Genomic DNA, 26,104 nt, shown 5'->3' on the forward strand with positions numbered 1-26,104 from the left:
TCGTGTCACCACCTGCCACGAGGCGGTAGCCGGACAGGTGTTCGCGCTCGTCGAGATCGTCGCGCAGGGTGCCCAGGGCGCGGCGGATCCTCTGCAGCGAGGTCTCCTGACGGAGGTTGACGCAGATGCGAAGGGCCACGACGTCCCGGAACGAGTAAAGGATCGGCCGCGCCGCCGGGATCTCCGGGACCATGACGGCTTCCCGCCCACCCACGGCCCTACGGCAGTGGGACAGTTGACGGAGAGTGGCGCCGGACGGTGCGGCGGCGAGCTTCGGCTCGCAGGACACGCGAGAACCGTACTCCACCTCCCGAACGCTTCGCACGCTGCGTGGTGGATGTGCTACGTTCCGCATTATCAACAGAACATAAAGGACCCCGGCGGTGCTACCAACACCCCGGGGCCTGGCACCAGGAGCAAGACCTCCAGATGCAGATTCATCGTAGCGCCCACGCGCGCTCGTTCACCGTGCTTCCCAACGGCCTGTTGCAGGACCGCCGCCTCAGCTACACCGCTCGCGGACTGCTCGCCGATCTCCTCTCCCGCCCCGACGGCTGGCGCGAGGACGGGCGACACATGGCCGACACCAGCGTCCAGGGCCGCGGCGCCGTCCGGCGGGCGCTCAAGGAACTCACCGACGCCGGGTACTACCGGGTCGTTCGCGTCCGGCTGCCCGACGGGACCATCCGCTCCGAAGCCCATGTCTTCGACGTCCCACAGCTCGGGCCACCGGGTGTCCCCCGTCCGGTCGCCGGTGGGCGGGAGACCGGACGCCCTGACGCCCCTCCCGTAAAGAACCCGGAAGAAGTACCCACCCTCCCCGCCGAGTTGCCCGACGAACAGACCCGGGCGGCGGTGGCGGCGCTCTTCCGCGCGATCCGGCCCGAACCGCGCCTGCGCCTCGGCGAGCCCGAGGCGCAGGCACTCGCACCCCTCGTCGGCCAGTGGCTCCAACGAGGCAGCAGTGCCACCGACCTGGCCAACGCCCTGCTCCCCGGCCTGCCCACGCCCCTGCACTCACCCGTCGGCATCCTCCGCGACCGCCTCCGACGCAAGCTCCCGCCCCCGCGCGCCGAGGCCCGGCCTCCCGCCTGCACCGAGTGCCCGGGCTGCCACGACCCGGTCCCCCGGCCCGGCCCCTGCCGCCCCTGCGCCGGCCTCGCCCCGAGACCCGCCGTCGCGCCCACCGGCTCGACCACCACCGGCGTCGCCCGCGCCCGTGCCGCCCTCCGAGGGCAACGCACCCTCACCACGGCACCCGGCCGTTGAGAACGGGCCCGGCGTCCCCCGAACCCCGGGCCCGCGTCCATCTCGGCGACCTGCCCGTCAGCAGGGCACCACGGCGTCGAGGGTGACCGGCGTCGACCCCCAGCCGGGCTTGGTGACGCTGAAGCTGCCGTGCACGGTGGAACCGCACGCCACGGTCCCGCCGACGCCGCGCACGGCGGTCCGGCTGAGATCGAACCGCGTCCACTTGTTGACCGTGCCGAGCGAGGCGCCGCCAACGACCTCGCCGGAGAGCACGGTCACGAGGTCCTCGGGCTGCGGATACGGGCCGCCCGGGCTCGGCGGACCGGCCAGGTAGATCCAGCCCACCAGCTGCACGTCACTGCCGGTCACCTCGGCACACAGCCAGGTCGCCAGTCCGGCCTGCAGCTTGGTCGAGCTGCAGATCTCCGTGGTGGCGGTCGTGCTCGCCGCGCCGGCCTGGGCGGCACTCGCCTGGGTCGGCGCCGCCAGCATCGCCACCGCACCGGCAGCACCGGCCAGCGTCAGGGCGAGTCGGTTCGTTCGCATCGTCCTACTCCTCCTCCAAGAGCGCCACACATGACATTTCACATATGCCATGCCAGGCCACCTTGGCATTCATTCGAAGGACTTGTAGGCGATCCCCCTGAGGAACGGATGATCGGACCGGAATACAGCCTTCGATGGCGCGATCACTGCCGGTTGACACCAGGGCAGGCCGTACGGTGGAGGCGTCCGAAGACGGCTGTGGGGCCCGCTTGCACCGGGCCCCACAGCCTCACCTGTCCTTCAACGAGCCCTTTCGGCTCAGGCGTTCTTCTGCTGGGGCTCCTCCCCGGCCTTGTCGACGACGGTGCGGCCGAGGACGGCGGAGTGACCGGCCACGGTGCCCGGCTTGCCCAGGCCGCTGTTCTCGGCGACGATCACCTCGCGCTCGCCGAGGAACTCGTGGGTCTTCGGGTCGAAGATCCACTCCGTGCGGACGGCGTCGCTCACGTGGGCGACGGCCACGCCGTGCCGGCCGGAGGCGTCGACGGAGTCCTCCACCACGGTGACGCCGGGGATCTTGGCGGCGGCGCGGTAGAGGGCGGCGCTGACGGCCGACGGGGCGAGCTGCTCGCGCAGCAGGTCGCCGATGGTCACGAAGGCCTCCTGGTCGGGAGTCCGGCCCATGCCCTTGGTCTCGTCGTAGATCTTCTTCAGCAGCGCGTCCGGGTCGGTCGGCAGCGTGGCCAGGTACGCGTACGTCGGGGAGTTGAGGCCCGGCTTGGTGTTCGGGTCGAGCCACATGCCGCCGTCGGTACGCGGCGCCGGCTCCCCGGGCTTGGTCTTCTCCGGAGCGATGGCCTTGCCGTCCCCCCGCTCCTCCTTGAGGACACCGTGCTGACTGCCGTCCACCGAGAGCCAGATCTGGCGGCGGTGCGCGGGGTCGACCTTCGACTCGCCGGTGGCCAGGTTGGTGCTGGAGAAGGCCACCAGGCTGTCGACGTAAACGAACTGACCCTTGCCCGCCTTCGGGTCGGGCTTGCCGGCGGCGGTGTCCGCCGCCTGGGTCAGCAGCTGGACGGCGCCGACGGGGGCGGCGTTCAGCGTGGTCCCGCCGCCCTGCTGCTGGGTCTGCGGCTGCGCCTGCGGCGCGGGTGCGCCCTCGCCGCCCCCGCTGCTCAGCACCACGGCCAGGGCCAGCCCGCCCGCCAGGGCGGGCACCGCCACCCAGCCGAGCCTGCCGCGACGGGCCCGCACGGGATTCGTCTCCCGGATCTCACTCATCAGATGTCCCCTCAACAACCGGTGGCGGTCGGCGGAGAGCTCGGGCCTCGCCGGGCCCGGCACCAACCGGTCCAGCTCGGCGCGTTCGTCCTCGTTCATCGGTTCGTCTCCCGTATCGACCGGGCCGCGTCGACGCGGCCAACCCGTACCTGTCCGGGGGCCGGGCGCAGTTCCCGCCCGTTCTTCAGTTCTTCCTCGGCGAGCGCGCGGAGCTTGGTCCGGGCGCGCGAGAGCCGTGAACGCACCGTGCCGATCGGCACCCCCAGGGCCTCCGCCGCACTCGCGTAGTCCAGGCCCGCCCACACGCAGAGCCCGAACACCTCCCGCTCGGCCTTCCGCAACCGGCCGAGCGCCCGCCGGGCGGCCGCCAACTGGGCGCTGTCGTCCAGCCGCCCCACCAGCTCGTCGGCGAAGTCCGGCACCGTCTCCCGGGCCGGCAGCCGGTCCATCGCCGCCCGGTGCCGGCGCGCCGCCCGGGCGGTGTTCCGCAGGACGTTCGCGGCGATCCCGAACAGCCAGGGCCGCACCGCCCCGTCGTCGTCCCGCAGCTTGTGCCGCAGCCGCCACGCCTCCAGGAAGGTCAGTTGGACGACGTCCTCCGCCACCGCCCAGTCCCCGGTGGCCCGCACGGCGTAGCGGTACAGATCACCCGCCGTCTCGTCGAACAGCTCCCCGAACGCCCACTGATCGCCATCCCGTATCCGTCCCCGCTGCGACAGTTCCACACCTCCACCTGTCCGCACCGCCCCGTCGAGTTCCCTCCGCAACGGAAGGCGGCGGGCCCGCGTCCACCAGGGACGCGGGCCCGCCGTTCGCTGTGTCAGCCGGGGTCGGCCGGGGTCGGCCGGGGTCGGCCGGGGTCAGCGCATCGAGCCCGTGCGGAGCAGGGTGCGGATGACGCGCATCGCGACGGAGAGGCTGGACAGCTCGTAGTTGTCCGAACCCCTTATGTCGTCGAGGGTGCTCTTGGCGCGGTTCAGCAGGGTGGAGTTGAGGTCCGCCCAGGCGGTGTAGCGCTCCTCGGGGGCCGCGCCGTCGGGGCCGCAGGCCAGGATGTCGGCGGTCAGCGCCGCGTGGGCCGCGAAGAGGTCCTCGCGGATGGCGGCGCGGGCCATGGACGACCAGCGGTCGGTGCGGGGCAGCTCGATGATGCGGTCGAGCAGGTGGGTGATCTGGAGGCGGTCGGCGAGGTCGTAGTAGAGCTCGGCGACCTGGGCGACGTCCTTGCCGGAGCGGTCCGCGACCTCGGTGATGTCCAGGGTCGGGAAGGTCGAGGACAGGCCCGCGATCCGGGTGGCGAGCTGCTCCGGCACGCCGGCCCCGGTCAGCTCGTTGTAGACCTTCTCGAACCAGACGAGGTCGTCGCCGCGCAGCGGCTTGGGCAGCGAGCCCCAGACCTGGTTGACCCGGTCGTGGAAGAACTCGATGGTGCCGGCGATGTCCAGCGGCTGGCGCCGGTTGTTGAGCATCCACCGGGTGGCACGCTCGACGAGGCGGCGCGCGTGCAGCCGCATCTTGGTCTGCGCCCCGGCCGGGACCCGGTTGTCCAGGCCCGCGATCTCGGCCCAGATCTCCTCCAGGCCGAAGACGGCCCGGGCGGCGGTGTGGGTGCGGGCGACCTCTTCGTAGGTGGCCCCGGTCTCCTCCTTCAGGCGGAAGGCGAAGGTGCAGCCGCCGCGGTTGATCGTGTCGTTGACGATCAGCGTGGTGATGATCTCGCGGCGCAACGGGTGCCGGTCGATCTGCTCGGCGAACCGGGCCCGCAGCGCGCTCGGGAAGTAGTCGTGCAGCGCGGTGCGGAAGAACGGGTCGTCGGGCAGCTCGGTGGCGAGCAGCTCGTCGGCCAGGGTGATCTTGGTGTAGGCGAGCAGCACCGACATCTCGGGCTGGGACAGGCCCCGCCCGTTCTGCTGGCGCTCGCGGATCTGCCGCTCGGTGGGCAGGAACTCCAGGGCCCGGTCGAGCCGGCCGTCCGACTCCAGGCGGTTGATCATCCGGGAGTGGACGTTGACCATGCTGTGCGCCTGGGCGACGGCGTTGGCCAGCACCACGTTCTGCGCGTAGTTGTTGCGCAGCACGAGGTGGCCGACCTCGTCGGTCATCTCGGCGAGCAGGGTGTTGCGCTGCTTGACCGTCATGTCGCCGTCGGCGACCACCTGGTTGAGCAGGATCTTGATGTTGACCTCGTGGTCCGAGGTGTCCACGCCGGCCGAGTTGTCGATGGCGTCGGTGTTGATCCAGCCGCCGACGCCCTCGGGGCCGCCGGAGGAGGCGTACTCGATGCGGCCGAGCTGGGTGCAGCCGAGGTTGCCGCCCTCGCCGACGACGCGGGCGCGGACCTGCTCGCCGTTGACGCGGATGGCGTCGTTGGCCTTGTCGCCGACCTCGGCGTTGGTCTCGGTGGAGGCCTTGACGTAGGTGCCGATGCCGCCGTTCCAGAACAGGTCGACCGGCGCCTGGAGGACGGCCTTCATCAGCTCGGCGGGCGTGAGCCGGGTGTCGGAGACCCCCAGCACGGCCCGGACCTGCGGCGACAGCTGGATCGACTTGGCGCTGCGCGGGAAGACGCCGCCGCCCGCCGAGATCAGCGACTTGTCGTAGTCGTCCCAGGAGCTGCGGGGCAGCTCGAAGAGGCGGCGGCGCTCGGCGTAGGAGACGGCCGCGTCCGGGTTGGGGTCGAGGAAGATGTGGCGGTGGTCGAAGGCGGCGACCAGGCGGATGTGCTCGCTGAGCAGCATGCCGTTGCCGAAGACGTCACCGGACATGTCGCCGATGCCGACGGCGGTGAAGTCCTCGGTCTGGGTGTCGTGGCCCAGCTCGCGGAAGTTGCGCTTGACCGACTCCCAGGCGCCGCGGGCGGTGATGCCCATGCCCTTGTGGTCGTAGCCGGCCGAGCCGCCGGAGGCGAACGCGTCGCCCAGCCAGAAGCCGTAGGACTCGGCGACGCCGTTGGCGATGTCGGAGAAGGTCGCGGTGCCCTTGTCGGCGGCGACGACCAGGTAGGTGTCGTCCTCGTCGTGGCGGACCACGTCGGCCGGGTGGACGACCTCGCCGGCCACCAGGTTGTCGGTGATGTCCAGCAGCGCCGAGATGAACGTCTTGTAGGACGAGATGCCCTCGGCCAGCCAGGCGTTGCGGTCGACCGACGGGTCCGGCAACTGCTTGGCGACGAAGCCGCCCTTGGAGCCGACCGGCACGATGACGGTGTTCTTCACCATCTGCGCCTTGACCAGGCCGAGGATCTCGGTGCGGAAGTCCTCACGCCGGTCGGACCAGCGCAGACCGCCGCGGGCGACCTTGCCGAAGCGCAGGTGCACACCCTCGACCTGCGGCGAGTAGACCCAGATCTCGAACGCCGGACGCGGGGCCGGCAGGTCCGGGATGGCCTGCGGGTCGAACTTCATCGACACGTAGGGGTGCCGCGCGCCCGAGCCGTCGTGCTGGAAGAAGTTGGTCCGCAGGGTGGCCTTGATGAGGTGCAGGAAGGAGCGCAGGATGCGGTCCTCGTCCAGCGAGACGACCTCGTCCAGCGCGCCGGTCAGCTCCTCCAGGATGCCCTCGGTCAGCTCCAGCGCACCCTGCTGGTGGCTGGGGCTCAGCCGGGCCTCGAAGAGGTTCACCAGCAGGCGGGTGGTGTGGGTGTTGTTGCGGAGCGCGTCCTCCATGTAGTCCTGGGAGAACGTGGAGCCCGCCTGGCGCAGGTACTTGGCGTACGCGCGCAGCATCATCGCCTGGCGCCAGGTCAGCCCGGCGGTGAGGACCAGCTCGTTGAAGCCGTCGTTCTCGGCCTCGCCGGTCCAGGTGGCGGCGAAGGTCTCCTGGAAGCGCTCGCGGGCCTCGTCGGTCAGCTCGACGGCCTCGCGCAGCCGCAGGCCGAAGTCGTAGACCCAGGCGGTGGTGTGGTCGGAGCGGGTCAGCGCGTACGGGTGCTCGTCGAGCACCTCGACGCCCAGCCGCTGGAGGACCGGCAGCACCTCGGTGAGCGAGATCGGGCCGCCCACCCGGTAGATCTTGAAGCGGCGCTCGTCGTCGCCCGCGCCGACCGGCTGGTAGAGGTTGAGCCGGAAGTCGCCCTCGCCGTGCAGCGACTCGATCTGCTTGAGGTCGGCCACGGCGGTGCGCGCGGTGAAGTCGGCGCGGTAGCCGTCGGGGAAGGCGTTGGCGTACTTGCGGGAGAGCTCGGCGGCCCTCTCCTCGCCCAGCTCGATGTGCAGCTGGTCGTTGAAGCCGTCCATCCAGAACCGGGCGGCCTCGGCCAGCTTGGCCTCGATCCGCTCGACCTCGGCGTCGGTCAGCTGCGGCAGCTCGCTGCCGGGGGTGACCCGGACGACGAAGTGCAGACGGGTCAGCACCGACTCCGTCGACCAGACCGTGTAGTCGATCGAGGCGCCGTTGAGCTCCTGCATCAGGATGTCCATGAGGCGCAGCCGGATGCGGGTGGTGTAGCGGTCGCGCGGCAGGTAGACCAGCGCGGAGAAGTAGCGCCCGTACTCGTCCTGGCGCAGGAACAGCCGCAGCCGACGGCGCTCCTGCAGGTAGAGGACGCTGGTGGCGATCTGGAGCAGCTCGGCGGCCCGGGTCTGGAAGATCTCGTCCCGGGGGAAGGTCTCCAGGATCTGCAGCAGGTCGCGGCCATCGTGGCTCTCGGTGGAGAAGCCGGAGTCGGCGATGACGTCCTGGACCTTGCGGCGGACCACCGGGATGCGGCTGACCGACTCGGTGTACGCGGCGGCCGAGAACAGACCGAGGAAGCGGCGCTCGCCGATGACCTCGCCGTTGGCGTCGAACTTCTTCACGCCGACGTAGTCGAGGTAGGCGGGGCGGTGCACGGTGGCGCGGCTGTTGGCCTTGGTGAGGACGAGCAGCTTCTTCTCGTGGGCCTTGGCGCGCACCGGCGCGGAGAGCCGGCCGAAGGCCTCGCTGACGGCGTGGTGCTGCTCGTCGCGGGTGACCGGGTCGGAGCGCAGGATGCCGAGGCCGGTGCCGGCGACGGCCCGCAGGACCTCCTCGCCGTCGTGCTCGACGAGGTCGTACTCGCGGTAGCCGAGGAAGGTGAAGTGGTCGTCGGCGAGCCAGCGCATCAGCTCCCAGGCCTCGCCGACCTCCTGCTCGGCCAGGCCGGCCGGGGGCTGCTCGGCGAGCTCGTCGGCCAGCCGCAGCGCGGAGTCGCGCATCTTGGTCCAGTCCTCGACGACCTCACGGACGTCGCCGAGCACCCGGCGCAGGTCGGTCTCGATCTCGCGCAGGTCGTCGCGGTCGGTCTCGCGGTCGATCTCGATGTGCATCCACGACTCGACGGTCGCGTCGGCCGGCCACTCGGTGCCGGCGGCCTGGCTGCGGGCGCAGGCGTCGACGTCGAGGATCTCCAGCAGCTTGCCGGTGATGTCACGGCGGACGACCAGCTGGGGGTGGATGACGACGTGGATCGCGCGGTCCTGGCGGGACAGCTCGTTGGTGACCGAGTCGACCAGGAACGGCATGTCGTCGGTGACGACCTCGACCACGGTGTGGCCGCAGGACCAGCCGTTCTCCTCGACCGAGGGGGTGTGCACCCGCACCTCGGCGGTGCCCTGCGGGCGCTTGAGGCCCAGGCGGTAGTGCGAGGCGGCCGCGCCGTAGACGTCGACCGGGTCGCGGTCGACCAGGTCCTCGGGCGCGGTGTGGAGGTAGTAGTGGTGCAGGTAAGCGGACAGAGCGCCGTTGCTCAGTCCCTCCCCCGGCGCCGCTCCCCCCACCTGGCTGTTCTCAGCGGCTGCTGCTGCCTTCCTGAGCAGTTCGGCCTTGGCTGCGTCCAGCTTGGTCTGCATGACTTCTTGGCTCCTGTCGCGCGCCGTTGCGTGACTCGGTGGTGGTCTCGCTTCGCACCGCCGGGCCTCCCGCAATCCTGCCGCACCGCCCTGCTGAAAAGGGCCCATGGCGCGCATGAAACACCTCTGCAGCGGGTAGGACGAGACGTTCGGCCTGCGGAGCCACCCGACGACGCCAGCCAGCCTAACGGGATCAATCGAAGGTGTCAGGGGACAAGCAGGCGCAAACCTGCAGGAAGATCGGGCTGTCCTGGACAGCTTGTCCAATCAGCCTGCCGGTTTGCGCCGAAAGCCGAAAGTTCGTACGGCGTGCCGTGCGCGGTCCGTGTGCGGAGCGTGGACGCTCAGCCCATGTGCGGATGAACGTGCGTGGTCGGCGGCACGAACGTCTCCTTGATCGACCGGGCCGAGGTCCAGCGCAGCAGGTTCTGCGCGGCGCCCGCCTTGTCGTTGGTGCCCGACGCCCGGCCGCCGCCGAAGGGCTGCTGGCCGACGACGGCGCCGGTCGGCTTGTCGTTGATGTAGAAGTTCCCGGCGGCGAACCGCAGCGCCTCCACCGCCTGTGCGATCGCGTAGCGGTCCTGGGCGACCACCGAGCCGGTCAGCCCGTACGGCGCGCCCGCGTCGACCCGGCCGAGCACGTCGTCCCAGCGGGAGTCCTCGTAGACGTGGACGGCCAGGATCGGACCGAAGTACTCGGTGCGGAACATCTCGTTGCGGAAGTCCGAGGAGACCAGCACGGTCGGGCGGACGAACCAGCCGATCGCGTCGTCGTACTGGCCGCCGGCCGCCAGCTCCACCGTCGGGTCGGCCTTGGCCCGATCGATGGCGGCCCGGTTCTTCTCGAACGCGCGCCGGTCGATCAGCGCGCCCATGAAGTTCGACAGGTCCGTGACGTCGCCGACGGCCAGCGCGTCCACCTCGGCCAGGAAGTCGTCCTTGATCCGCTGCCAGAGGCTGCGCGGCAGGTAGGCGCGAGAGAGCGCCGAGCACTTCTGGCCCTGGTACTCGAAGGCGCCGCGGATCAGGGCGGCCTTGAGGATCTCCGGGTCGGCCGAGCGGTGCGCCAGCAGGAAGTCCTTGCCGCCGGTCTCGCCGACGATCCGCGGGTACGCCCGGTAGCCGCCGATGTTGGCGCCGACGGTCTGCCAGAGCGAGCGGAAGGTCGCGGTGGAGCCGGTGAAGTGCAGTCCGGCCAGGGCCGGGTCGGCGAGCGCCACCGCGGACAGCTGCTGCCCGTCGCCGGTGACCAGGTTGACCACGCCGGGCGGCAGGCCGGCCGCCTCCAGCAGCCGCATCAGGTGGTGCGCGGCCAGCGTCTGGGCCGGCGCGGGCTTCCAGACCACCGTGTTGCCCATCAGCGCGGGCGCGGTCGGCAGGTTGCCGGCGATCGCGGTGAAGTTGAACGGGGTGATCGCGTAGACGAAGCCCTCCAGCGGGCGGTGGTCGGTGCGGTTCCACACCCCCGGCGAGGAGACCGGCTGGTCGGCCAGGATCTGCCGGGCGAAGTGCACGTTCCAGCGCCAGAAGTCGATCAGCTCGCAGGCCGAGTCGATCTCCGCCTGCTGCGCCGTCTTGGACTGCCCGAGCATGGTGGCCGCGTTGAGCGTCTCCCGCCACGGCCCGGCCAGCAGGTCGGCGGCGCGCAGGAACACCGCCGCCCGGTCGTCGAAGGACAGCGACCGCCACTCCCGCCCGGCCGCCAGCGCGGCGTCCACCGCGGCCCGGGCGTCCTCCCGGGTGGCGTTGCCGAGCACCCCGAGCTTGGCCGCGTGGTGGTGCGGCTGGACGACGTCGATCCGCTCGCCGCCGCCGAACCGCTGCTCGCCGCCGATGGTCATCGGCAGCGGGACCTGCTCGGCCGCCAGCTCGTCCAGCCGGCGCACCAGACGCTCCCGCTCCGGGCTGCCGGGCGCGTAGCCGAGCACCGGCTCGTTGCCCGGGACCGGGACCTGGGTGACTGCGTCGATGGGCATGGCGGGCTCCGCTCCTCGTCACGGCGGCCGACCCGTTCCGACGACGGGCCCGGCACCCGTCCAGCCTGACCAGCGGCGGGCCGCTCCGCCCGTCCGGACACGCCAACGGTGGACGTGGTCCGCGCCACGCTCCCGGGCCGCGCCGCTACCCGGCGAGCCGGCCGGCCAGCTCCACCGCCTCCGCCAGGGTGTCCACCACCGGCACGCCGACCGGCTCCAGCTTCTCCCGGGTGTGCGAGCCGCCGGTGTACAGCACCGCGTGCGCGCCCGCGTCCAGCGCGGCCAGCGCGTCGTCCGCCGCGTCGCCGATCAGCACGGTGCGGGCCGGGTCCACCTGCTCGCCGAGCGCGGCCAGGTGCCGGACCAGGTGCTCGGCCTTCTGGCCGCCGGCCGGGCCGCTGCGCCCGTCCACCCGCAGGAACTGGCCGGTCAGGCCGAAGCCCTCGACCACCGGCAGCAGCCGGTCGTGCTCGTACATGGACAGCAGCGACTGGCTGCGCCCGGCCGACCGCCAGCCGTCCAGCAGCTCGCGGGCGCCCTCGGTCAGGCCGCAGGCGGCGCTCAGCAGGCGGTACCGGTCGTGGAACGCGTCGTCCAGGCGCAGCCACTCGGCGTCGGAGGGCATCCGGCCGAGCAGGCGCTGGTAGAACCGGGGGATCGGGATCTCGTACTGCTCGCGGTACTCCTGCAGCGTCATCGGGCCCACGCCGATGGTCGCGAAGGCGGCGTTGCTCGCTCCGAGCACCGCCTCCATGTCGTGGAAGAGCGTTCCGTTCCAGTCCCAGACGATATGAGTGCGCACGCGTTGAACGGTAACGCCGGGCACCGCCGGACCGGTAGGACAGGGCTCACGCGGCCCCGCACCGGCGCTCAGGCGAGCAGGGCGGCGATCTCCTGGGTGGCGAACCAGAGCAGGTCGTGGTCCTCGGCGCCGTCCACGGTGAACTGGGCGTCCTGGTCGCCCGCGTCCGCGGCCGCCACCGCCTCGACGGCCGCCGCCACGTCGGCCACCACGTCCCCGTCGGAGACGTCCGCGTGCACCGAGGCCGCCTTGGCGAGCTTCACCGGGCCGGCCAGCACCACCCGGCCGAGCGAGGCCTGGTCCTGGTACTCGTCGCCGGGGAACGGCTTCACCGCCGAGTCGGCGATGTCGAGCGCCACGACGACGCGGCGGCGCGGGGCGGCGGGGTCGGCGGCCAGCAGGCGCAGCGAGGACTGGGCGGCCCGGTTCAGCGCCGCGTACTCCAGCTCCTCCAGGTCGTCGCTGACGTACCACTCGCGCAGCGCGGGCGTCACGGCGTACGCCGCGGACTGCTCCAGCGCGCCGCCCGAGTGCGCCGCTGCCAGGCCGGTCAGGGTGGTGGGCACGTACACGCGCATCGGTGGCACTCTCCGGTTCGTCCAGCGGCACAGCTTCCAGCGCCCCAGAATAAGCGCCGGACGGCCGGCCGTGATCACCCGCGCGCCTCCGGCCGGGCGGGCCGTCCCTCCGGAGGCGGTCAGCGCGCGGTCTCCAGGGAGCGGCGGCAGGTCTCCAGCGCGCTCTCCAGGACCGCTCCGCGGCGGGCCGGGTCCATCATGTTGGGGCCCATCACCGCCAGGTCGGCGGGGGTCGGGGCGAGCAGGTGGACGCGCACGCCGCTCGCCCGCAGCAGCCGGGCCTCGCGCAGCAGCCGGCGGGTCACCGTCCGGCGGTAGCGGGCGACCAGCTGGGCCAGCACCCCGCTCGGACGGTCCCGTTCGCGCGGGGCGTGCAAGCGATCCCGCACGCGCCGGGCGCGCTCGACGGCGGACGCGCCGCCGTCGGGCTCCGGACGCCCCGCCGGATCGGGCCGCAGCGCCATCGGGGCGAGCACGTACACCTCGTCGAGGCCCCGGTCCAGCAGCAGGTCGGCGTTGGTGGCCGACCAGCAGCCGCCGTCCACGTACTCGGTGCCGCCGACCGGGACGGGCGCGAACCAGCCGGGGATCGCACAGGAGGCCATCACCGCCTCACCGACCCGGGCGGGCGGGGCACCGGGATCGCCGAAGACCACCCGGCGGCCGCCGCGGTAGTCCACCGCGACGACCCGCAGCGCCGAGCCCTCCGGCCAGCCGGCCGGGCCGGACCCGCCGCCCGACCCAATGCCGCGCCCGGCACCGTCCGCGTCGTCGAACAGGCCGCCGACCAGCGCCCCGACCGAGGCCAGCGAGCCCCGGCCGTGCGGCGCCATCGCCGAGACCAGGGTGAGCCAGGGGTACGTGCGCGGGTGCCGGACGGCGTCCCGCAGCAGACCGGGCGAGCCGATGCCGGCCCGGGGCCGCAGCGGCAGCGCGCCGCCGACCGCCGTGTCGTAGTCGAAGTCGATCCCGGCCAGCGGCCCGGTGGACACCGGCAGGCCCCGCTGGTGGTCGCGGAGCTGGCCGGTGTCCGCCCCGCCCGCGAGCAGCGCGCCGAGGACGGCGCCCGCCGAGGTACCGAGCAGCACCTCCGCGTCGCCCGGCGGCCGGCCGGTCGCCTCCTCGACGGCGCGCAGCGCGCCGACCGTCCAGGCGGCGCCGAGCGTGCCCCCGCCGCCCAGGACCAGGCCCCGCCGGGGAGCGCCCCCGGCCGAGGGCGGCGCCGGACGTGTCCCGGATACCCATGTCGTCATACCGGCCGCCTGTCGTCGTCGGGGCGGTGGGGGTGCCGCGGTGCCGGGCGGACGCCCCGCGAGGCGTACGGCCCGGCCTTCGATCCTGCGCGCGGACCGGCCCGGGGCGCAACGCCCGTCCTGGCCAACGGACCGTCCCCTTTCGGGCCGTCCCGGCCTCCCCGGCGCGTCAACCCCGGGCCTGCGGGGGTGCCCGGAGGCCTGCCGCCGCACGGGCCGCCTCACCCGGATAGGTGAACTTCGGAGCCGCCCGGGAGGCCGTCGCAAACCCGTTGCCGCCCCGGGCGGGCGACCACTAGCAAGGACCCGTCCGTACCCGCACCACCGCTCGTCGACCGGTGCCCGACCGCCGACCGCCCCCGAGGAAGGCCCATGACCGCGTGCCCGAACCGCTCCGCACCGCCGCTCGCCCCGCCCGCCGTGCTCTCCGCACGCCCGTACCGCCCGCGCGGCACCGCCCGGGACCACCGCCCGGCGCCCCCGCGCCGGCCCCGCCACCCCCGGGCCGCGTGCACCCCCGCCCGGGCGCCGCTGGACGGCCTCAGCACCCGGTTCGCCCACCGGCTGGTGGAGGTGCTCACCGGCGCCCGGCCGTCCGGCCAGCTGCTGCGCCACACCACGCTGGCCGGCTACGGCCAGCTCTCCGCCCTGGTCCGGGCCGGAACCCTGCGGCGGACGCCCGCCGGCGTACGGCCCCGGCTCGGCCCGGTGCACGACCGCTCGCCCTCGCCGGACGCCGTCGAGGCCTGTGTCCGGGTCGACCTGGGCCCGCGGCACCACATGGTGGCGTTCCGGCTGGAGCCGCGCGGCCCCTCGGGCCAGTGGCAGTGCACCGCCGTGGAGGCCCGGTGACCGCCGCCCGCGCCCCGCTGCCGCCCCCGGGGGCCCCGGAAACGGCGTGGGGCGCCGCCCCCGTACGGGAGCGGCGCCCTGCCCTGCGGCCGGCCGGTCCGGAGCCCGGACCGGCGGCCTGCCCCGGCTCAGCCCTTGCGGCGACGGCCCTTGGCCGACTTGGCGGCCTTGCGGCGCTCCGCGCGGGTCAGCCCGTCGCCCTCGTCCTCCGCCCCGAGGTCCTCGAAGTCGCCCTCGACCACACCGCCGCCGACCTCGTCCGAGGGGGCCGTGTAGTGCAGCCGCTGCGGCTTGGGGGCCTCCAGGCCCTTGGCCTTGATCTCCGGGCGGGCGGCGTCCTTCTCCAGCTTGTCGAGCATGACCTCGGCGTCGGCCACCGGGACCTCCTCGACCTGCTGCTCGACCTGGACCTCCAGGTTGAACAGGTAGCCGACGGACTCCTCCTTGATGCCCTCCATCATCGCGGTGAACATGTCGAAGCCCTCGCGCTGGTACTCGACCAGCGGGTCGCGCTGCGCCATGGCCCGCAGGCCGATGCCCTCCTGAAGGTAGTCCATCTCGTAGAGGTGCTCGCGCCAGCGGCGGTCCAGCACCGACAGGACGACCCGGCGCTCCAGCTCGCGCATGATCTCCGTGCCGAGCTGGTCCTCGCGGGCGCCGTACTGCGCCTGGACGTCCTCCTGGACGACCTTGGTGAGGAACTCCGGGGTGAGGCCCGCGGTGCCGCCGGCCTCCTCCTCCAGCTCCTCCAGGTTCACGGTCACCGGGTAGAGCTGCTTGAGCGCGGTCCAGAGCTTTTCGAGGTCCCAGTCGTCCTCGAAGCCCTCGCCGGTGGCGGCCCGGACGTACGCCTCGACGGTGTCGTCCATGAAGTGGCCGACCTGCTCCTGGAGGTCCTCGCCCTCCAGCACCCGGCGGCGCTCGCCGTAGATGACCTCGCGCTGGCGGTTCAGCACCTCGTCGTACTTGAGGACGTTCTTGCGGATCTCGAAGTTCTGCTGCTCGACCTGGGTCTGCGCGGAGGCGATGGCCCGGGTGACCATCTTCGACTCGATCGGCACGTCCTCGGGCACGTTGGCCATCGAGAGCACGCGCTCGACCATGCCGGCCTTGAACAGGCGCATCAGGTCGTCGCCCAGCGACAGGTAGAAGCGGGACTCGCCCGGGTCGCCCTGACGGCCGGAGCGGCCGCGCAGCTGGTTGTCGATCCGGCGGGACTCGTGGCGCTCGGTGCCGAGGACGTAGAGGCCGCCGGCCTCCTTGACCTCGTCCTGCTCCGCCTTCACCGCGGCCTTGGCCTTCTCCAGCGCGGCCGGGAACGCGGCCTCGTACTCCTCCGGGGTGTCCACCGCGGAGAGCCCGCGCTGGGCCAGCTCGGCGGACGCGAGGTGGTCGGCGTTGCCGCCGAGCATGATGTCGGTACCGCGGCCGGCCATGTTGGTGGCGACGGTGACGGCGCCCTTGCGGCCGGCCTGGGCGACGATCTGCGCCTCGCGCTCGTGGTGCTTGGCGTTCAGCACCTCGTGCGGGATGCCGCGCTTGCGCAGCTCCTGCGACAGGTACTCGGACTTCTCGACCGACACGGTGCCGACCAGCACCGGCTGGCCCTTCTCGTGCTTCTCGGCGATGTCCTCGACCACGGCGGCGAACTTGGCCGGCTCCGACTTGTAGATCAGGTCGGGCTGGTCGATGCGCAGCGGCGTCTTGTTGGTCGGGATCGGCACCACGCCGAGCTTGTAGATCTGGTGGAACTCGGCCGCCTCGGTGGTGCCGGTACCGGTCATGCCGGCCAGCTTGTCGTACAGGCGGAAGAAGTTCTGGAGGGTGATGGTGGCCAGGGTCTGGTTCTCGTTCTGGACCTCCACCCCCTCCTTGGCCTCGATCGCCTGGTGCATGCCCTCGTTGTAGCGGCGGCCGGCCAGGATACGGCCGGTGTGCTCGTCGACGATCATGACTTCGCCGTTCATGACGACGTAGTCCTTGTCCGCCTTGTACAGCTCCTTCGCCTTGATGGCGTTGTTCAGGAAGCCGACCAGCGGGGTGTTCACCGACTCGTAGAGGTTGTCGATGCCGAGGTAGTCCTCGACCCGGGTGACGCCCTCCTCCAGGATGCCGACGGTGCGCTTCTTCTCGTCGACCTCGTAGTCGCGGTCGATCTTCAGGCGCAGCACCAGCTTGGCGAAGTCGGCGTACCACTTGGTCGCCTGGTCGGCCGGGCCGGAGATGATCAGCGGGGTGCGGGCCTCGTCGATGAGGATCGAGTCGACCTCGTCGACCACCGCGAAGTTGTGGCCGCGCTGGACCAGTTCGTCCTTCGACCAGGCCATGTTGTCGCGCAGGTAGTCGAAGCCGAACTCGTTGTTGGTGCCGTACGTGATGTCCATCCCGTACTGGCGCTTGCGCTCGGCGGGCGTCATGTTGCCGAGGATCACGCCGACCTCGAGGCCGAGGAAGCGGTGCACCCGGCCCATCCACTCCGAGTCGCGCTCGGCGAGGTAGTCGTTGACCGTGATGAGGTGCACGCCCTTGCCGGTGAGCGCGTTGAGGTACGCGGGCAGCGTGCCGACCAGGGTCTTGCCCTCACCGGTGCGCATCTCGGCGACGTAGCCGTGGTGCAGCGCGGCGCCACCCATGAGCTGGACGTCGTAGTGCCGCTGGCCGAGCACGCGCTTGGCGGCCTCGCGGACGGTGGCGAACGCCTCGGGGAGGATGTCGTCCAGGGTCTCGCCGTCGGCAAGGCGCTGCTTGTACTCGTCGGTCAGTGCGCGCAGCTCGGCGTCGGTGAGGTTGACGAAGTCCTCTTCGATGGAGTTGACCTGGGCGGCAATCCGCTGCAGCTTGCGAAGGATCTTGCCTTCGCCGGCGCGCAGGATCTTGTCGAAGACGGACACGTGAGCGGGCTCCTTGCCTGTATTGGCACTGGACGACTGCACGGCGGATCCACCCCACCGCACGGGCCATCGTATGCGAGGAGCCCAATGCCCCGGGAGGTGCGTCAGCACGGTATTCCCGTGTCACCCGCGCGAGCAGTTACGACGATAGCCCCTCGCACCGGGGCAAACCGGACGGGCGTCCGGCCAGTTGAACGCGCCGGTCCGTTAATCGGATGCTCCGAATTCTCTCTGCACGGAATAATCCGCCCATGGAAGAGCAGCCGAAGAACCAGAACGGGCCGCGCCCGGCGGAGCCCGTCGCCCTCACCACCGGACGCCTGGTCCTGCGCGCCCCGCGCGAGGAGGACGTCGACGCCGTCTTCGCCGCCTGCCAGGACGAGGAGATCCAGCGCTGGACGGTCGTCCCGTCGCCGTACCGCCGCCAGGACGCCGAGTACTTCGTCCACGACCTCGCCGCCAACGGCTGGCGGACCGGCGAGAACCTGGTCTGGTGCGTGTTCGAGCGCGAGACCGGCGCGCTGGTCGGCAGCCAGGGGCTGATGGCCTGCGCCGGCCGCCCGGGCGCCGCCGAGGTCGGCTGGTGGGCCGCCAAGGAGTTCCGCGGCCGCGGGTACACCGCGGAGGCCGCCGCCGCGGTGGCCCGGTACGGCCTGCGGGAACTGGGACTGCGCCGGCTGGAGTGGCTCGCCTACGTGGGCAACGACGGCTCCCGCGCGGTGGCCGAGAAGGTCGGCTTCCGCTTCGAGGGCACCCTGCGCTCGTACTCCGAGCAGCGCGGGCGGTTCCTCGACACCTGGATCGCCTCACTGCTCGCCGACGACCTCCCCGGCTGAACGCCCGGGCGCCGGCCGGACGGCCGGACGGCCGGGACCGGGCGGAAGCCCGGGGCCCGGGCGGCCGGGGCCCGTTGTCGGTGCCCCCGTCTAGGCTCGCCGGCATGACCGCCTCGACCCCCGCCCCGGTGACCGTCCTCGGCGCCGACGACGCCCGCCGGATCGCCCTGCGCGCCCAGGGACTGCTCGGCACCCCGGACCGCCGCGGCGGTGTGCGCGGAGTGCTGCGCCGGCTCGGCGCCGTCCAGCTCGACACCATCTCGGTGCTGGCCCGCTCCCACGAACTGGTGCCGTACGCCCGGCTCGGCGCGGTCGGCCGCCCGGCGGTCGAGACGGCGTACTGGGGTTCCGGCGCGAGCTTCGAGTACTGGTCGCACGCGGCCTGCGTGCTGCCGGTCGAGGAGTGGCCGCTGTTCGCCTTCCGGCGCCGCCGCTACCGCGCCAAGGCCCACGTCTGGGGCAAGCAGGTCGACGCGGCCACCTACCGCACCGTGCTCGACAAGCTGCGCGCCGAGGGCCCGCTCACCTCCACCGAGTTGGGCGGCGCCAAGCGGACCGCCGAGTGGTGGGACTGGTCCGACACCAAGATCGCGGTGGAGCGGGCGCTGGCCTTCGGCGACGTCGTCTGCACCGAGCGCCGGAGCTGGAAGCGCGTCTACGCGCTGGCCGAACAGGCCGTCCCCGCCGAGCTGTTCGCGGCCGAGCCGGAGGACGCGGAGTGCCTGCGCACCCTGGTCGCGCAGTCCGGCGCGGCCCTCGGCGTGGCCACCCGGGCCGACCTGCTGGACTACCACCGGCTGCGCGCCGAGCAGGTGGACGCGGCGCTGCCCGACTCCGGCCTCGTCCCGGTCCAGGTGGCCGGCTGGGGCCCGGACGGCTCCCCGGGCGCGGCCTGGGCCGACCCGGCGGCGCTCGCCGCGGCGCCGCGCGGACGCCACCGCACCACGCTGCTCTCGCCGTTCGACTCGCTGATCTGGGACCGCCCGCGCACCGAGCGGATCTTCGGCATGCTCCACCGGCTGGAGGCCTACACGCCCAAGCACAAGCGGGTGCACGGCTACTTTGCGATGCCGCTGCTGACCGGCGGTCGGCTGGTCGGCCGGGTCGATCCGGCCCGCGAGGGGCGGACGCTGGTGGCCCGTCAGGTCTCGCTGGACTCCCCGCGGCACCTGGAGGCGCTCGCCGGGGCGCTGCGCGAGGCGGCGGGCTGGGTGGGCTGCGACAGCGTCCGGGTCGAGGCGCTGCCCGACGAGGCGCTCCGCCCGGCGCTGGAGAAGCTGCTCGGCTGAGCACGCCGGAGGCGGGGCGCGGCGGGGCCCGACGGGCCCCGCGCTCACCCTATTTCGAGGATCTTCTCCCGCATCGCGTACACCACGGCCTCCATCCGGGAGTGCAGCTGCAGCTTCTCCAGGATGTTGCGCACGTGGTTCTTCACGGTGTTCTCGCTGATGAACAGCTCCTTGGCGATCTCCCGGTTGTTCATCCCGGTGGCCACCAGCTTCAGCACCTCCAGCTCGCGGTCGGTCAGCCGCGGCGCGGGCACCAAGTCCCGCTCGTCGGACCGGCGCTGGATCATCGACTTGAACTCGGTGAGCAGCTTGGACGCCATCGACGGGCTGATCTGGGACTGCCCGTCGGCGACCGCCCGGATCGCGGTGGCGACCTCGTCGGTGGAGATCTCCTTGAGCAGGTACCCGGTGGCACCCGCCTTGATCGCCTCGTAGAGGTCGGCCTCCTCGTCGCTTATCGTCAGCATGATGATCTTGGTGCTGGGCGCGACGTCCTTGATCGCGGTACAGGCCTCGATCCCGCTGCGGCGCGGCATCCTGACGTCCATGAGGATGATGTCCGGCAGCAGGTCGGCGGCCTTGAGCACCGCCTCGGCGCCGTCCCCGGCCTCGCCGACGACGGTGATGTCCTCCTCCTCGGCCAGCACGATCTCCAGGCCGCGGCGGAACAGCGCGTGGTCGTCCACCACCAGGACGCGGATCGGCTCCCGCCGGAGGGAGGCGTACTCGGGCTCCGCCCCCGGGCCGGGCGACACCCCCGCGACCGGCCCCGTTGCGGGCCCCAGCCCGAAGTGATCCCCCATCCGCTCCTCCCCCGTCGCCGGTCGTCGTGCGCCAATCATTCCACGGCCGGAGGGCCCTGCGGTCACCCTCCGGCGCCGATTGCCCCGCATCGGGTGACCTGCGCACCGGCCGGCCCCGGACCGGCCGGCCCCGGAACGCCGGTGACCCCGGCGGCATCGGCCACCGGGGTCACCCTCCCGTGCTGCTCGGACGGTCAGTCCTCGTCGTCACCCGCGCCGATCGCACCACCGGCGCCACCACCCTCGACGGTCGAACCGTCGGCCTTCAGGTGGATCACGCCGTAGTGGTAACCGTGCCGGCGGTAGACGACGCTCGGCAGGCCGCTGTCCTTCTCCACGAAGAGGTAGAAGTCGTGACCGACCAGCTCCATCTCGTAGAGCGCCTGGTCGAGCGCCATCGGGGCGGCCGGGTGCGTCTTCTCCCGGACCACCAGCGGGCCTTCGCCCTCCACTTCCAGGGTTCCCATCATGGTCTTGCGGACGGCTCCGTTGGTGCCGCTCTCCGCCGGCTTCGTCTCGGGCAACGCGGCCAGGGCCGCCGTCGCCTCGGCGACGCTGATCGGGGTGCGGCCGTTGCCGCCCTTGTGGACCCGACGCCGGTCCGCGGACTTGCGCAGCTGGGCGTCGAGCTTCGCCGAGGCCAGATCGAGCGCCGCGTAGGGGTCCGCGGCGGCGGCCTCGGCCCGGATCACCGGACCACGGGTACGGAGAGTGATCTCCACGCGGTCGGACCGGTCGGCCTGCCGCGGGTTGTGTTCCTTGGACACCTCGACATCGAGGCTGATCGCCTTGGTGTCGAACTTCTGGACCTTCTCCAGCTTCTCGGCCACGTGATCCCGGAACCTCTTGGGCACCTCGGTCTTGCGGCCCTTGACAACGATGTCCACGCAGAACTCCGATCCCTCGTTCTGTCGCCGGTCCGGGTGCTACCGGACCGGACTGAGACCAGCCGGACCAGCCAATCCTTCGCCGGCCCTCCGTCCCACCGGCAACGGTGGGAACGACTGGCCCTCACCTCACTTCCTCCCCACCAGGGACGGTTGAAACCCCCTGGGGCTCATCGAACACCTCACACGGAGTTTTCGCCTCCCCAGCGGAGAGTTCGGGCATGACGGACGAATGGGGCTTGGCGGTCAAGCCGTAGCCCCCTGTCTACCCTCCTGCGAGTGAAACACAGGTAAATACCTGGACAACACCCCCCGTACGGCGCATTCTTTGCTCACTCTCCGTTCCTGAGCCGGGAGGAGCAGCCGTGCCGCAGACCTCCGCACCACCGCAATCGCCGTCCGCCCGCGGGCCGTTCGCCCACGTTCTGGCCGGTCTGCTCGACGTGCTGCTCCCGGCGCCCTGCGCGGGCTGCGGCGCCGACCGCGGCCACTTGTGCCCGGGCTGCCGGCGCATCCTCGCCACCGCCCGGCCCGGCCCCTCCAGCGCCCTGCCCTGGGCGCACGCCGCCGCGCCGTACGACGGCCCGGTCCGCCGGCTGCTGCTCGCCCACAAGGAGCGCGGTGCGCTGCGCCTGGCCGGCCCGCTCGGGGAGACCCTCGCCCGGGCGGTGCGCTCCGCGCTCGGCCCGCACGCCGGACAGGTCCCGCTGCTGCTCGTCCCGGTGCCCTCGGCCCGGGCGGCCGTGCGCGCCCGCGGCCACGACCCGACCCTGCGGCTGGCGGAGGCCGCCGCCCGGACCCTGCGCCGGGAGGGCCTGGACGTCCGCACCGCACCGCTGCTGCGCCACACCCGCCCGGTCGCCGACCAGGCCGGGCTGCCGGCCGCCGAGCGCCGGCGCAACCTGCACGGCGCGCTCACCGTACGGCCGCTCGGCCACCGCCCGCCCGCGCTCCTGCCGGTCCTGGTGGACGACCTGGTGACCACCGGCGCGAGCCTCGCCGAGGCCGCCCGGGCACTGTCCGCCGTCGGACTGCCGCCCCGCGCGGCCGCCACCGTCGCGGCGGCCGGCGCGGACCGGCCCGCCGGCCCCGGCGGTCAGCCCGGGTAGATGAACGAGGAGGACCGGTCCTTCAGCACCAGCTCCCGCCACTGGTTGTTGACCAGCCGGTACAGCTTGCCGTCCGCCCCCTGCAGCGCCAGCACCGGCGGCACCAGCGACGCGCCGCCGCCCCCGCCGTTCACCCGGGACTCCGACGCGGCGACCGTCACCATCTCCCCGCCGCTCTGCAGCCGCGCGTCGGTGTTCTGCGACCCGTCCGTGCTGACGTAGTGCAGCTGCTGCAGCTTGTCCTTCTCCTTGCCCAGCACCAGCAGCTGGTCCGCCTCCGCCCAGGAGACCGAGGCCACGTCCTCGAACACCGGGTTGGCCAGCCGCAGACCGGTGATCTTCGCGGTCGGCGCGTCCTTGGTGCCGCCGTGGACCACCAGCCCCAGCCAGAGCTTCTGCTCCTTGCTGTCCTTGCCCTCCCTGAGCAGCAGGGCCACCCGGGTGCCGTCCGAGGAGATCTTGATGCCCTGCACCGACCGGCTGTCCAGGCCGACCACCGGCACCTCGACGACCTTCTTCTCGCGCACCAGCAGCACCCGCTGGCCCTGCGGGTCGCGGTCCACCACGTAGAGGTCCCCCCGCCCGTCCCAGGTCGGTGAGGTCAGCCCGTCGTTCCCCTTCGACCCCGGTCGGGCCGGGGTGGTCACCACCGGCTGCGGCATCGCCGCCAGGCCGTCCAGGAACGGCACGGTGTAGAGCTGGTGGCCGTCCCCGCTGATCGCCGCGGCGCGCTCGCCGTCCCGGGCCACCGCGATCGGGCCCAGCCGCTTGCCGGACTGCTGCGGGTGCCCCAACGGCCCCTGCACCGACTCGCCCGGGATGTCCCCGCCGTGCGACTCGTACAGCACGCCGTCCTCGTCGCGCTGGTAGAACTGCCGGGTGGCCATCTGCCCGGCCAGCGAGCCGGGGCCGATCGCCGGCTCGTCGCCGCGGCTCGCCGAACAGCTCAGGCCGCCGTGCTGCCCCTTGAGCTCCAGCCGGTCCACCTGCCCGGTCCCCTGGTCGGCGAGCGTGTAGAGCAGCTGGGTCGCCATCTGCCGGCAGGCGGTGGCACTGCCCAGATCGACGTCGCCCACGGACACGTGTCCGACGCGGTTGTCGTCCAGGCTCACCGCCGTCACCTTCGCCCCGGCGGGGAAGGCCGAGCGGGCCACCGGCGCCAGCCAGCTCGACGGCCCGGCCACCAGCGCGTCGGCGGCCGAGCCCAGCGGGTTTATTCGGCGCCGCAGGTAGATCGGGTCGGCGATCAGCACGTCCTGCCTGGTCACCGCCGCGGCGGTCGGCGCCGACGGGTCCGGCGCCGCGTAGAAGTACCGGTCGACCTGGCGGTAGCTGTTGCGGAAGTTGACCTCGTTGAGGATCAGCCCGTTGGGCAGGTCGTCGATCCGCCACTCGCCCCCCTTCTCCCGCTTGAAGGAGAAGGAGAAGGAGGCCGAGGACTTCTGGGCGTCCTGGATCCGGTACGAGTGCCGCTCGTCCACCTCGGCGACCAACTGGCCGTCGAGCGGGACGGAGATGTCGGTGTCGGCGTCGGTCACGCTGACCTTGCCCTGGGTCGGCTTGCCGCCGAGCACCTTGACGCCCGCCTCCGCGTTCCAGCGCGCCGCGGCGCCCGGTGTCAGGTACTTGCGGGCCGTGCCGTAGTTGTCGTCGGCGGTCACCGCGTCCAGGAACCCGGCCAGCAGCTCCGGCGGGGCCGCCCCCTTGGCGGGCTCCACCGGGAAGACCCTGACCTGCAGGTTCTTGTCCGCCGAGCTCTTGGACAGCTCGATCTTGGTGACGCCCCCGGAATCCGGCATCGCCGCGCAGCCGCCGGCCAGCAGGGCGCCCACCAGAGCGCCGACCGTCCCGGCCAACCGCGGCTCAGTCCTGCCGCTGGTCCTTCGCACCGTGCGACCCCTCCGTGTCCGTTCCACCCGTGCCGTCCGCCCCGGCGGCCTCGTCCGGCCTCGCGGTCCGCTGCGCCACCGACGGCCGGCCCGGCGCCGTGTCCACCATGACCTGCGCGCCGGTCGCACCGTACCCGGCACCGGCCGGCAGGACGTCCGACGGGTCGGCCCGCGGGGCGTCCGGCAGCCGCCGACCGAGCCCCGGACCGATGCTCAGCACGCCGCCCAGCCCGCTGCCGAAGCCCGTTCCGGAGGCCTCCGGGGTCTCCGGGACGGCCGGGTCCTCGGCCGCGGTCAGCGCGGTCGAACCGGCCGGGCGGATCGCCCGCCGGTACGGCGTCCCGTAGGCGCCCAGCCCCCGGTTGTTGCGCGAGTCCTCGGGCTCCAGCCGGAACGGCGCCCGGCTGATCTCGCCGCCGCGGGTGCGCGGCAGGGTGAGCCGGAAGTGCGAGCCGCCGCCCGGCTCGCCCCAGGCCTGGAGCCAGCCGCCGTGCAGGTGCGCGTCCTCGACCGCGATGGACAGGCCCAGACCGGTGCCGCCGGTGGTCCGCACCCGGGACGGGTCGGCCCGCCAGAAGCGGTGGAACACCCGGGACGCCTCGCCCGGCTTGAGGCCGATGCCGTAGTCGCGCACGCCGACCGCGACCGCGCCGTCCTGCGAGCCCAGCCGGACCACGACGTCCCGGCCCTCGCCGTGCTCCAGCGCGTTGACCACCAGGTTGCGCAGGATGCGCTCGATCCGCCGGGAGTCGACCTCGGCCACCACCGGCTCGCCGTCGCCGCGGATCACCACCGCGCTGCCCTTGGCCTGCGCCAGCGGATCGGCGGCCTCGACCACCCGGCCGACGATCTCGCGCAGGTCCACCGGCTCGGCGTCCAGGACGGCCGCGCCCGCGTCGAACCGGCTGATCTCCAGCAAGTCGGCGAGCAGCGACTCGAAGCGGTCCAGCTGCCCCTGGAGCAGCTCGGCGGACCGGGCCGCCATCGGGTCCAGGTCCTCGCGGCTGTCGTAGATGAGGTCGGCGGCCATCCGGACCGTGGTCAGCGGGGTGCGCAGCTCGTGCGAGACGTCCGAGACGAAGCGCCGCTGCACCCGGGACAGCTCCTCCAGCTGGCGGATCTGCGCCTGGAGCGCGTTGGCCATCCGGTTGAACGATTCGCCGAGCCGGGCGATGTCGTCCGTGCCGGTGACCTTCATCCGCTCCTCAAGATGCCCGGCGGCCAGCCGCTCGGAGATCCCCGCGGCCATCCGGACCGGGGTCACCACCTGGCGCACCACCAGCCAGGCGATGCCGCCCATCATGATCACCACGAACACGCCGGCGGTCGCCAGGGTGCCGGTGATCAGGTTGAGGGTCTTGGTCTCCTGGCCGAAGGAGAAGACGTAGTACAGCTGGTAGCTGGTGCCGTCCGGGCCGACGAACTGCTGGCCGAAGACCAGGCCCGGCTCGGTCTTGCCGGCGCTGTCCGAACGCTGGATCCGGGTGGGCTGGCTGAAGGTCTGGCCGGCCTCCTGCGAGACCCGCGTCCTCAGCGCGGCCGGGACGCTGTCCGGCGAGATGTCGCCCGAGTAGCGCGGACCGAGGCTGGTCCGGTCCGGCTGCACCGTCTGGCCGGTGCTCGGCAGCATCGCGATCACCGAGTAGACGTTCTGCCCGCTGGCCGCCAGCTCGCCGACCTGCCGCAGCAGCCAGGTGCCGGGCTCCTCGGTGCTCGGGTCGGCGGCCACGCCGGTCCGCAGCCGCAGGTCCTTCGCCTCGTCGATCTTCTTGATCTCGGTCTGGAAGCCCGCGATCGCCTGGTCCCGCGCCGCGGCCCGCTTGGTGTCCAGCAGCCCGGTGCGCACCTGCGCCACCACGACGACACCCAGCACCAGCACCACCAGGACCGACAGCAGCAGGGTCGCCGCCACCACCCGCAGCTGGATCGAGCGCCGGTACAGCGCCGCCACCCGGTGCACGGGACGGCGCAGCTGGCGGATCACCGGCGCGAACAGGGCGGCCCCGCGCCGCCGGCGGCTGCGGACGGTCGAACTCAGCACGTCCCCGCGCACGGCGGAGCCGCCCCCGTCGGCCGCGGCACCCGCCGGGGTCTCGTCGGACTGGTCGCTCACG

General features: G+C 72.8%; 18 protein-coding genes. 5 read left to right on the plus strand and 13 right to left on the minus strand.

Annotated features, from left to right (window positions below):
* Window positions 1–429 precede the first annotated feature (429 nt).
* Window positions 430–1,269, plus strand: coding sequence for a hypothetical protein (locus ACFC0B_RS24725; protein WP_376089639.1), 840 nt, complete (start codon window positions 430–432; stop codon window positions 1,267–1,269).
* 57 nt (window positions 1,270–1,326) lie between these two features.
* Here the strand turns inward: ACFC0B_RS24725 and ACFC0B_RS24730 are convergent, their stop codons facing one another.
* From ACFC0B_RS24730 to ACFC0B_RS24765, 8 genes are all read right to left on the minus strand, one after another.
* Window positions 1,327–1,797, minus strand: a complete 471-nt coding sequence (locus tag ACFC0B_RS24730) for a hypothetical protein (RefSeq protein WP_376089642.1) — start codon at window positions 1,795–1,797, stop codon at window positions 1,327–1,329.
* Window positions 1,798–2,055: 258 nt separating this feature from the next.
* Window positions 2,056–3,117, minus strand: a complete 1,062-nt coding sequence (locus tag ACFC0B_RS24735; RefSeq protein ID WP_376089645.1) for a CU044_5270 family protein — start codon at window positions 3,115–3,117, stop codon at window positions 2,056–2,058.
* A complete protein-coding gene (locus tag ACFC0B_RS24740; RefSeq protein ID WP_376089648.1) occupies window positions 3,114–3,743 on the minus strand; it encodes an RNA polymerase sigma factor in 630 nt (209 codons plus the stop codon). The genes ACFC0B_RS24735 and ACFC0B_RS24740 overlap by 4 nt, the downstream gene beginning before the upstream one ends.
* A gap of 135 nt (window positions 3,744–3,878) precedes the next feature.
* A complete protein-coding gene (locus ACFC0B_RS24745) occupies window positions 3,879–8,825 on the minus strand; it encodes an NAD-glutamate dehydrogenase (RefSeq protein ID WP_376089651.1) in 4,947 nt (1,648 codons plus the stop codon).
* A 344-nt stretch (window positions 8,826–9,169) separates the two neighbouring features.
* Window positions 9,170–10,795 carry an L-glutamate gamma-semialdehyde dehydrogenase gene (gene pruA, locus ACFC0B_RS24750; protein ID WP_376089740.1) on the minus strand — a complete coding sequence of 542 codons (1,626 nt, stop codon included), beginning with the start codon at window positions 10,793–10,795 and terminating at the stop codon, window positions 9,170–9,172.
* Between the two features lie 151 nt (window positions 10,796–10,946).
* Window positions 10,947–11,603, minus strand: coding sequence for an HAD family hydrolase (locus ACFC0B_RS24755; protein WP_376089654.1), 657 nt, complete (start codon window positions 11,601–11,603; stop codon window positions 10,947–10,949).
* 68 nt (window positions 11,604–11,671) lie between these two features.
* Entirely contained in the window at window positions 11,672–12,181 is a 510-nt protein-coding gene (locus ACFC0B_RS24760; protein WP_376089657.1) for a DUF6912 family protein, read from the minus strand.
* 119 nt (window positions 12,182–12,300) lie between these two features.
* Complete coding sequence (locus ACFC0B_RS24765; RefSeq protein ID WP_376089660.1) at window positions 12,301–13,434, minus strand: patatin-like phospholipase family protein; 1,134 nt, start codon at window positions 13,432–13,434, stop codon at window positions 12,301–12,303.
* Window positions 13,435–13,806: 372 nt separating this feature from the next.
* Here ACFC0B_RS24765 and ACFC0B_RS24770 point away from each other — a divergent pair, with 372 nt between their 5' ends.
* Window positions 13,807–14,286, plus strand: coding sequence for an Rv3235 family protein (locus ACFC0B_RS24770; protein WP_376089663.1), 480 nt, complete (start codon window positions 13,807–13,809; stop codon window positions 14,284–14,286).
* 128 nt (window positions 14,287–14,414) lie between these two features.
* Here the strand turns inward: ACFC0B_RS24770 and secA are convergent, their stop codons facing one another.
* Window positions 14,415–17,177: a preprotein translocase subunit SecA gene (secA, locus tag ACFC0B_RS24775; protein WP_376089666.1), complete on the minus strand. Its 2,763-nt coding sequence runs from the start codon at window positions 17,175–17,177 to the stop codon at window positions 14,415–14,417.
* 251 nt (window positions 17,178–17,428) lie between these two features.
* Here secA and ACFC0B_RS24780 point away from each other — a divergent pair, with 251 nt between their 5' ends.
* Window positions 17,429–18,013: a GNAT family N-acetyltransferase gene (locus ACFC0B_RS24780; RefSeq protein ID WP_376089669.1), complete on the plus strand. Its 585-nt coding sequence runs from the start codon at window positions 17,429–17,431 to the stop codon at window positions 18,011–18,013.
* Between the two features lie 104 nt (window positions 18,014–18,117).
* Window positions 18,118–19,302 carry a winged helix-turn-helix domain-containing protein gene (locus ACFC0B_RS24785; RefSeq protein WP_376089672.1) on the plus strand — a complete coding sequence of 395 codons (1,185 nt, stop codon included), beginning with the start codon at window positions 18,118–18,120 and terminating at the stop codon, window positions 19,300–19,302.
* A gap of 44 nt (window positions 19,303–19,346) precedes the next feature.
* Here ACFC0B_RS24785 and ACFC0B_RS24790 read toward each other — a convergent pair whose 3' ends face one another.
* A complete protein-coding gene (locus ACFC0B_RS24790; RefSeq protein WP_376089675.1) occupies window positions 19,347–20,105 on the minus strand; it encodes a response regulator in 759 nt (252 codons plus the stop codon).
* A 194-nt stretch (window positions 20,106–20,299) separates the two neighbouring features.
* Window positions 20,300–20,992, minus strand: a complete 693-nt coding sequence (gene hpf / locus ACFC0B_RS24795; RefSeq protein WP_376089678.1) for a ribosome hibernation-promoting factor, HPF/YfiA family — start codon at window positions 20,990–20,992, stop codon at window positions 20,300–20,302.
* Window positions 20,993–21,357: 365 nt separating this feature from the next.
* Here hpf and ACFC0B_RS24800 point away from each other — a divergent pair, with 365 nt between their 5' ends.
* A complete protein-coding gene (locus ACFC0B_RS24800; RefSeq protein WP_376089681.1) occupies window positions 21,358–22,101 on the plus strand; it encodes a ComF family protein in 744 nt (247 codons plus the stop codon).
* Here the strand turns inward: ACFC0B_RS24800 and ACFC0B_RS24805 are convergent.
* Both ACFC0B_RS24805 and mtrB read right to left on the minus strand, forming a co-directional pair.
* Window positions 22,089–23,990, minus strand: coding sequence for an LpqB family beta-propeller domain-containing protein (locus ACFC0B_RS24805; protein ID WP_376089684.1), 1,902 nt, complete (start codon window positions 23,988–23,990; stop codon window positions 22,089–22,091). The two genes, ACFC0B_RS24800 and ACFC0B_RS24805, sit on opposite strands and share 13 nt — an antisense overlap.
* Window positions 23,965–26,103 carry an MtrAB system histidine kinase MtrB gene (mtrB, locus tag ACFC0B_RS24810; protein WP_376089687.1) on the minus strand — a complete coding sequence of 713 codons (2,139 nt, stop codon included), beginning with the start codon at window positions 26,101–26,103 and terminating at the stop codon, window positions 23,965–23,967. The genes ACFC0B_RS24805 and mtrB overlap by 26 nt, the downstream gene beginning before the upstream one ends.
* Between the last annotated feature and the right edge of the window lies 1 nt (window position 26,104).

Source organism: Kitasatospora sp. NPDC056184 (assembly GCF_042268405.1).
In the GTDB taxonomy this organism is placed as follows: Bacteria; Actinomycetota; Actinomycetes; order Streptomycetales; family Streptomycetaceae; genus Kitasatospora.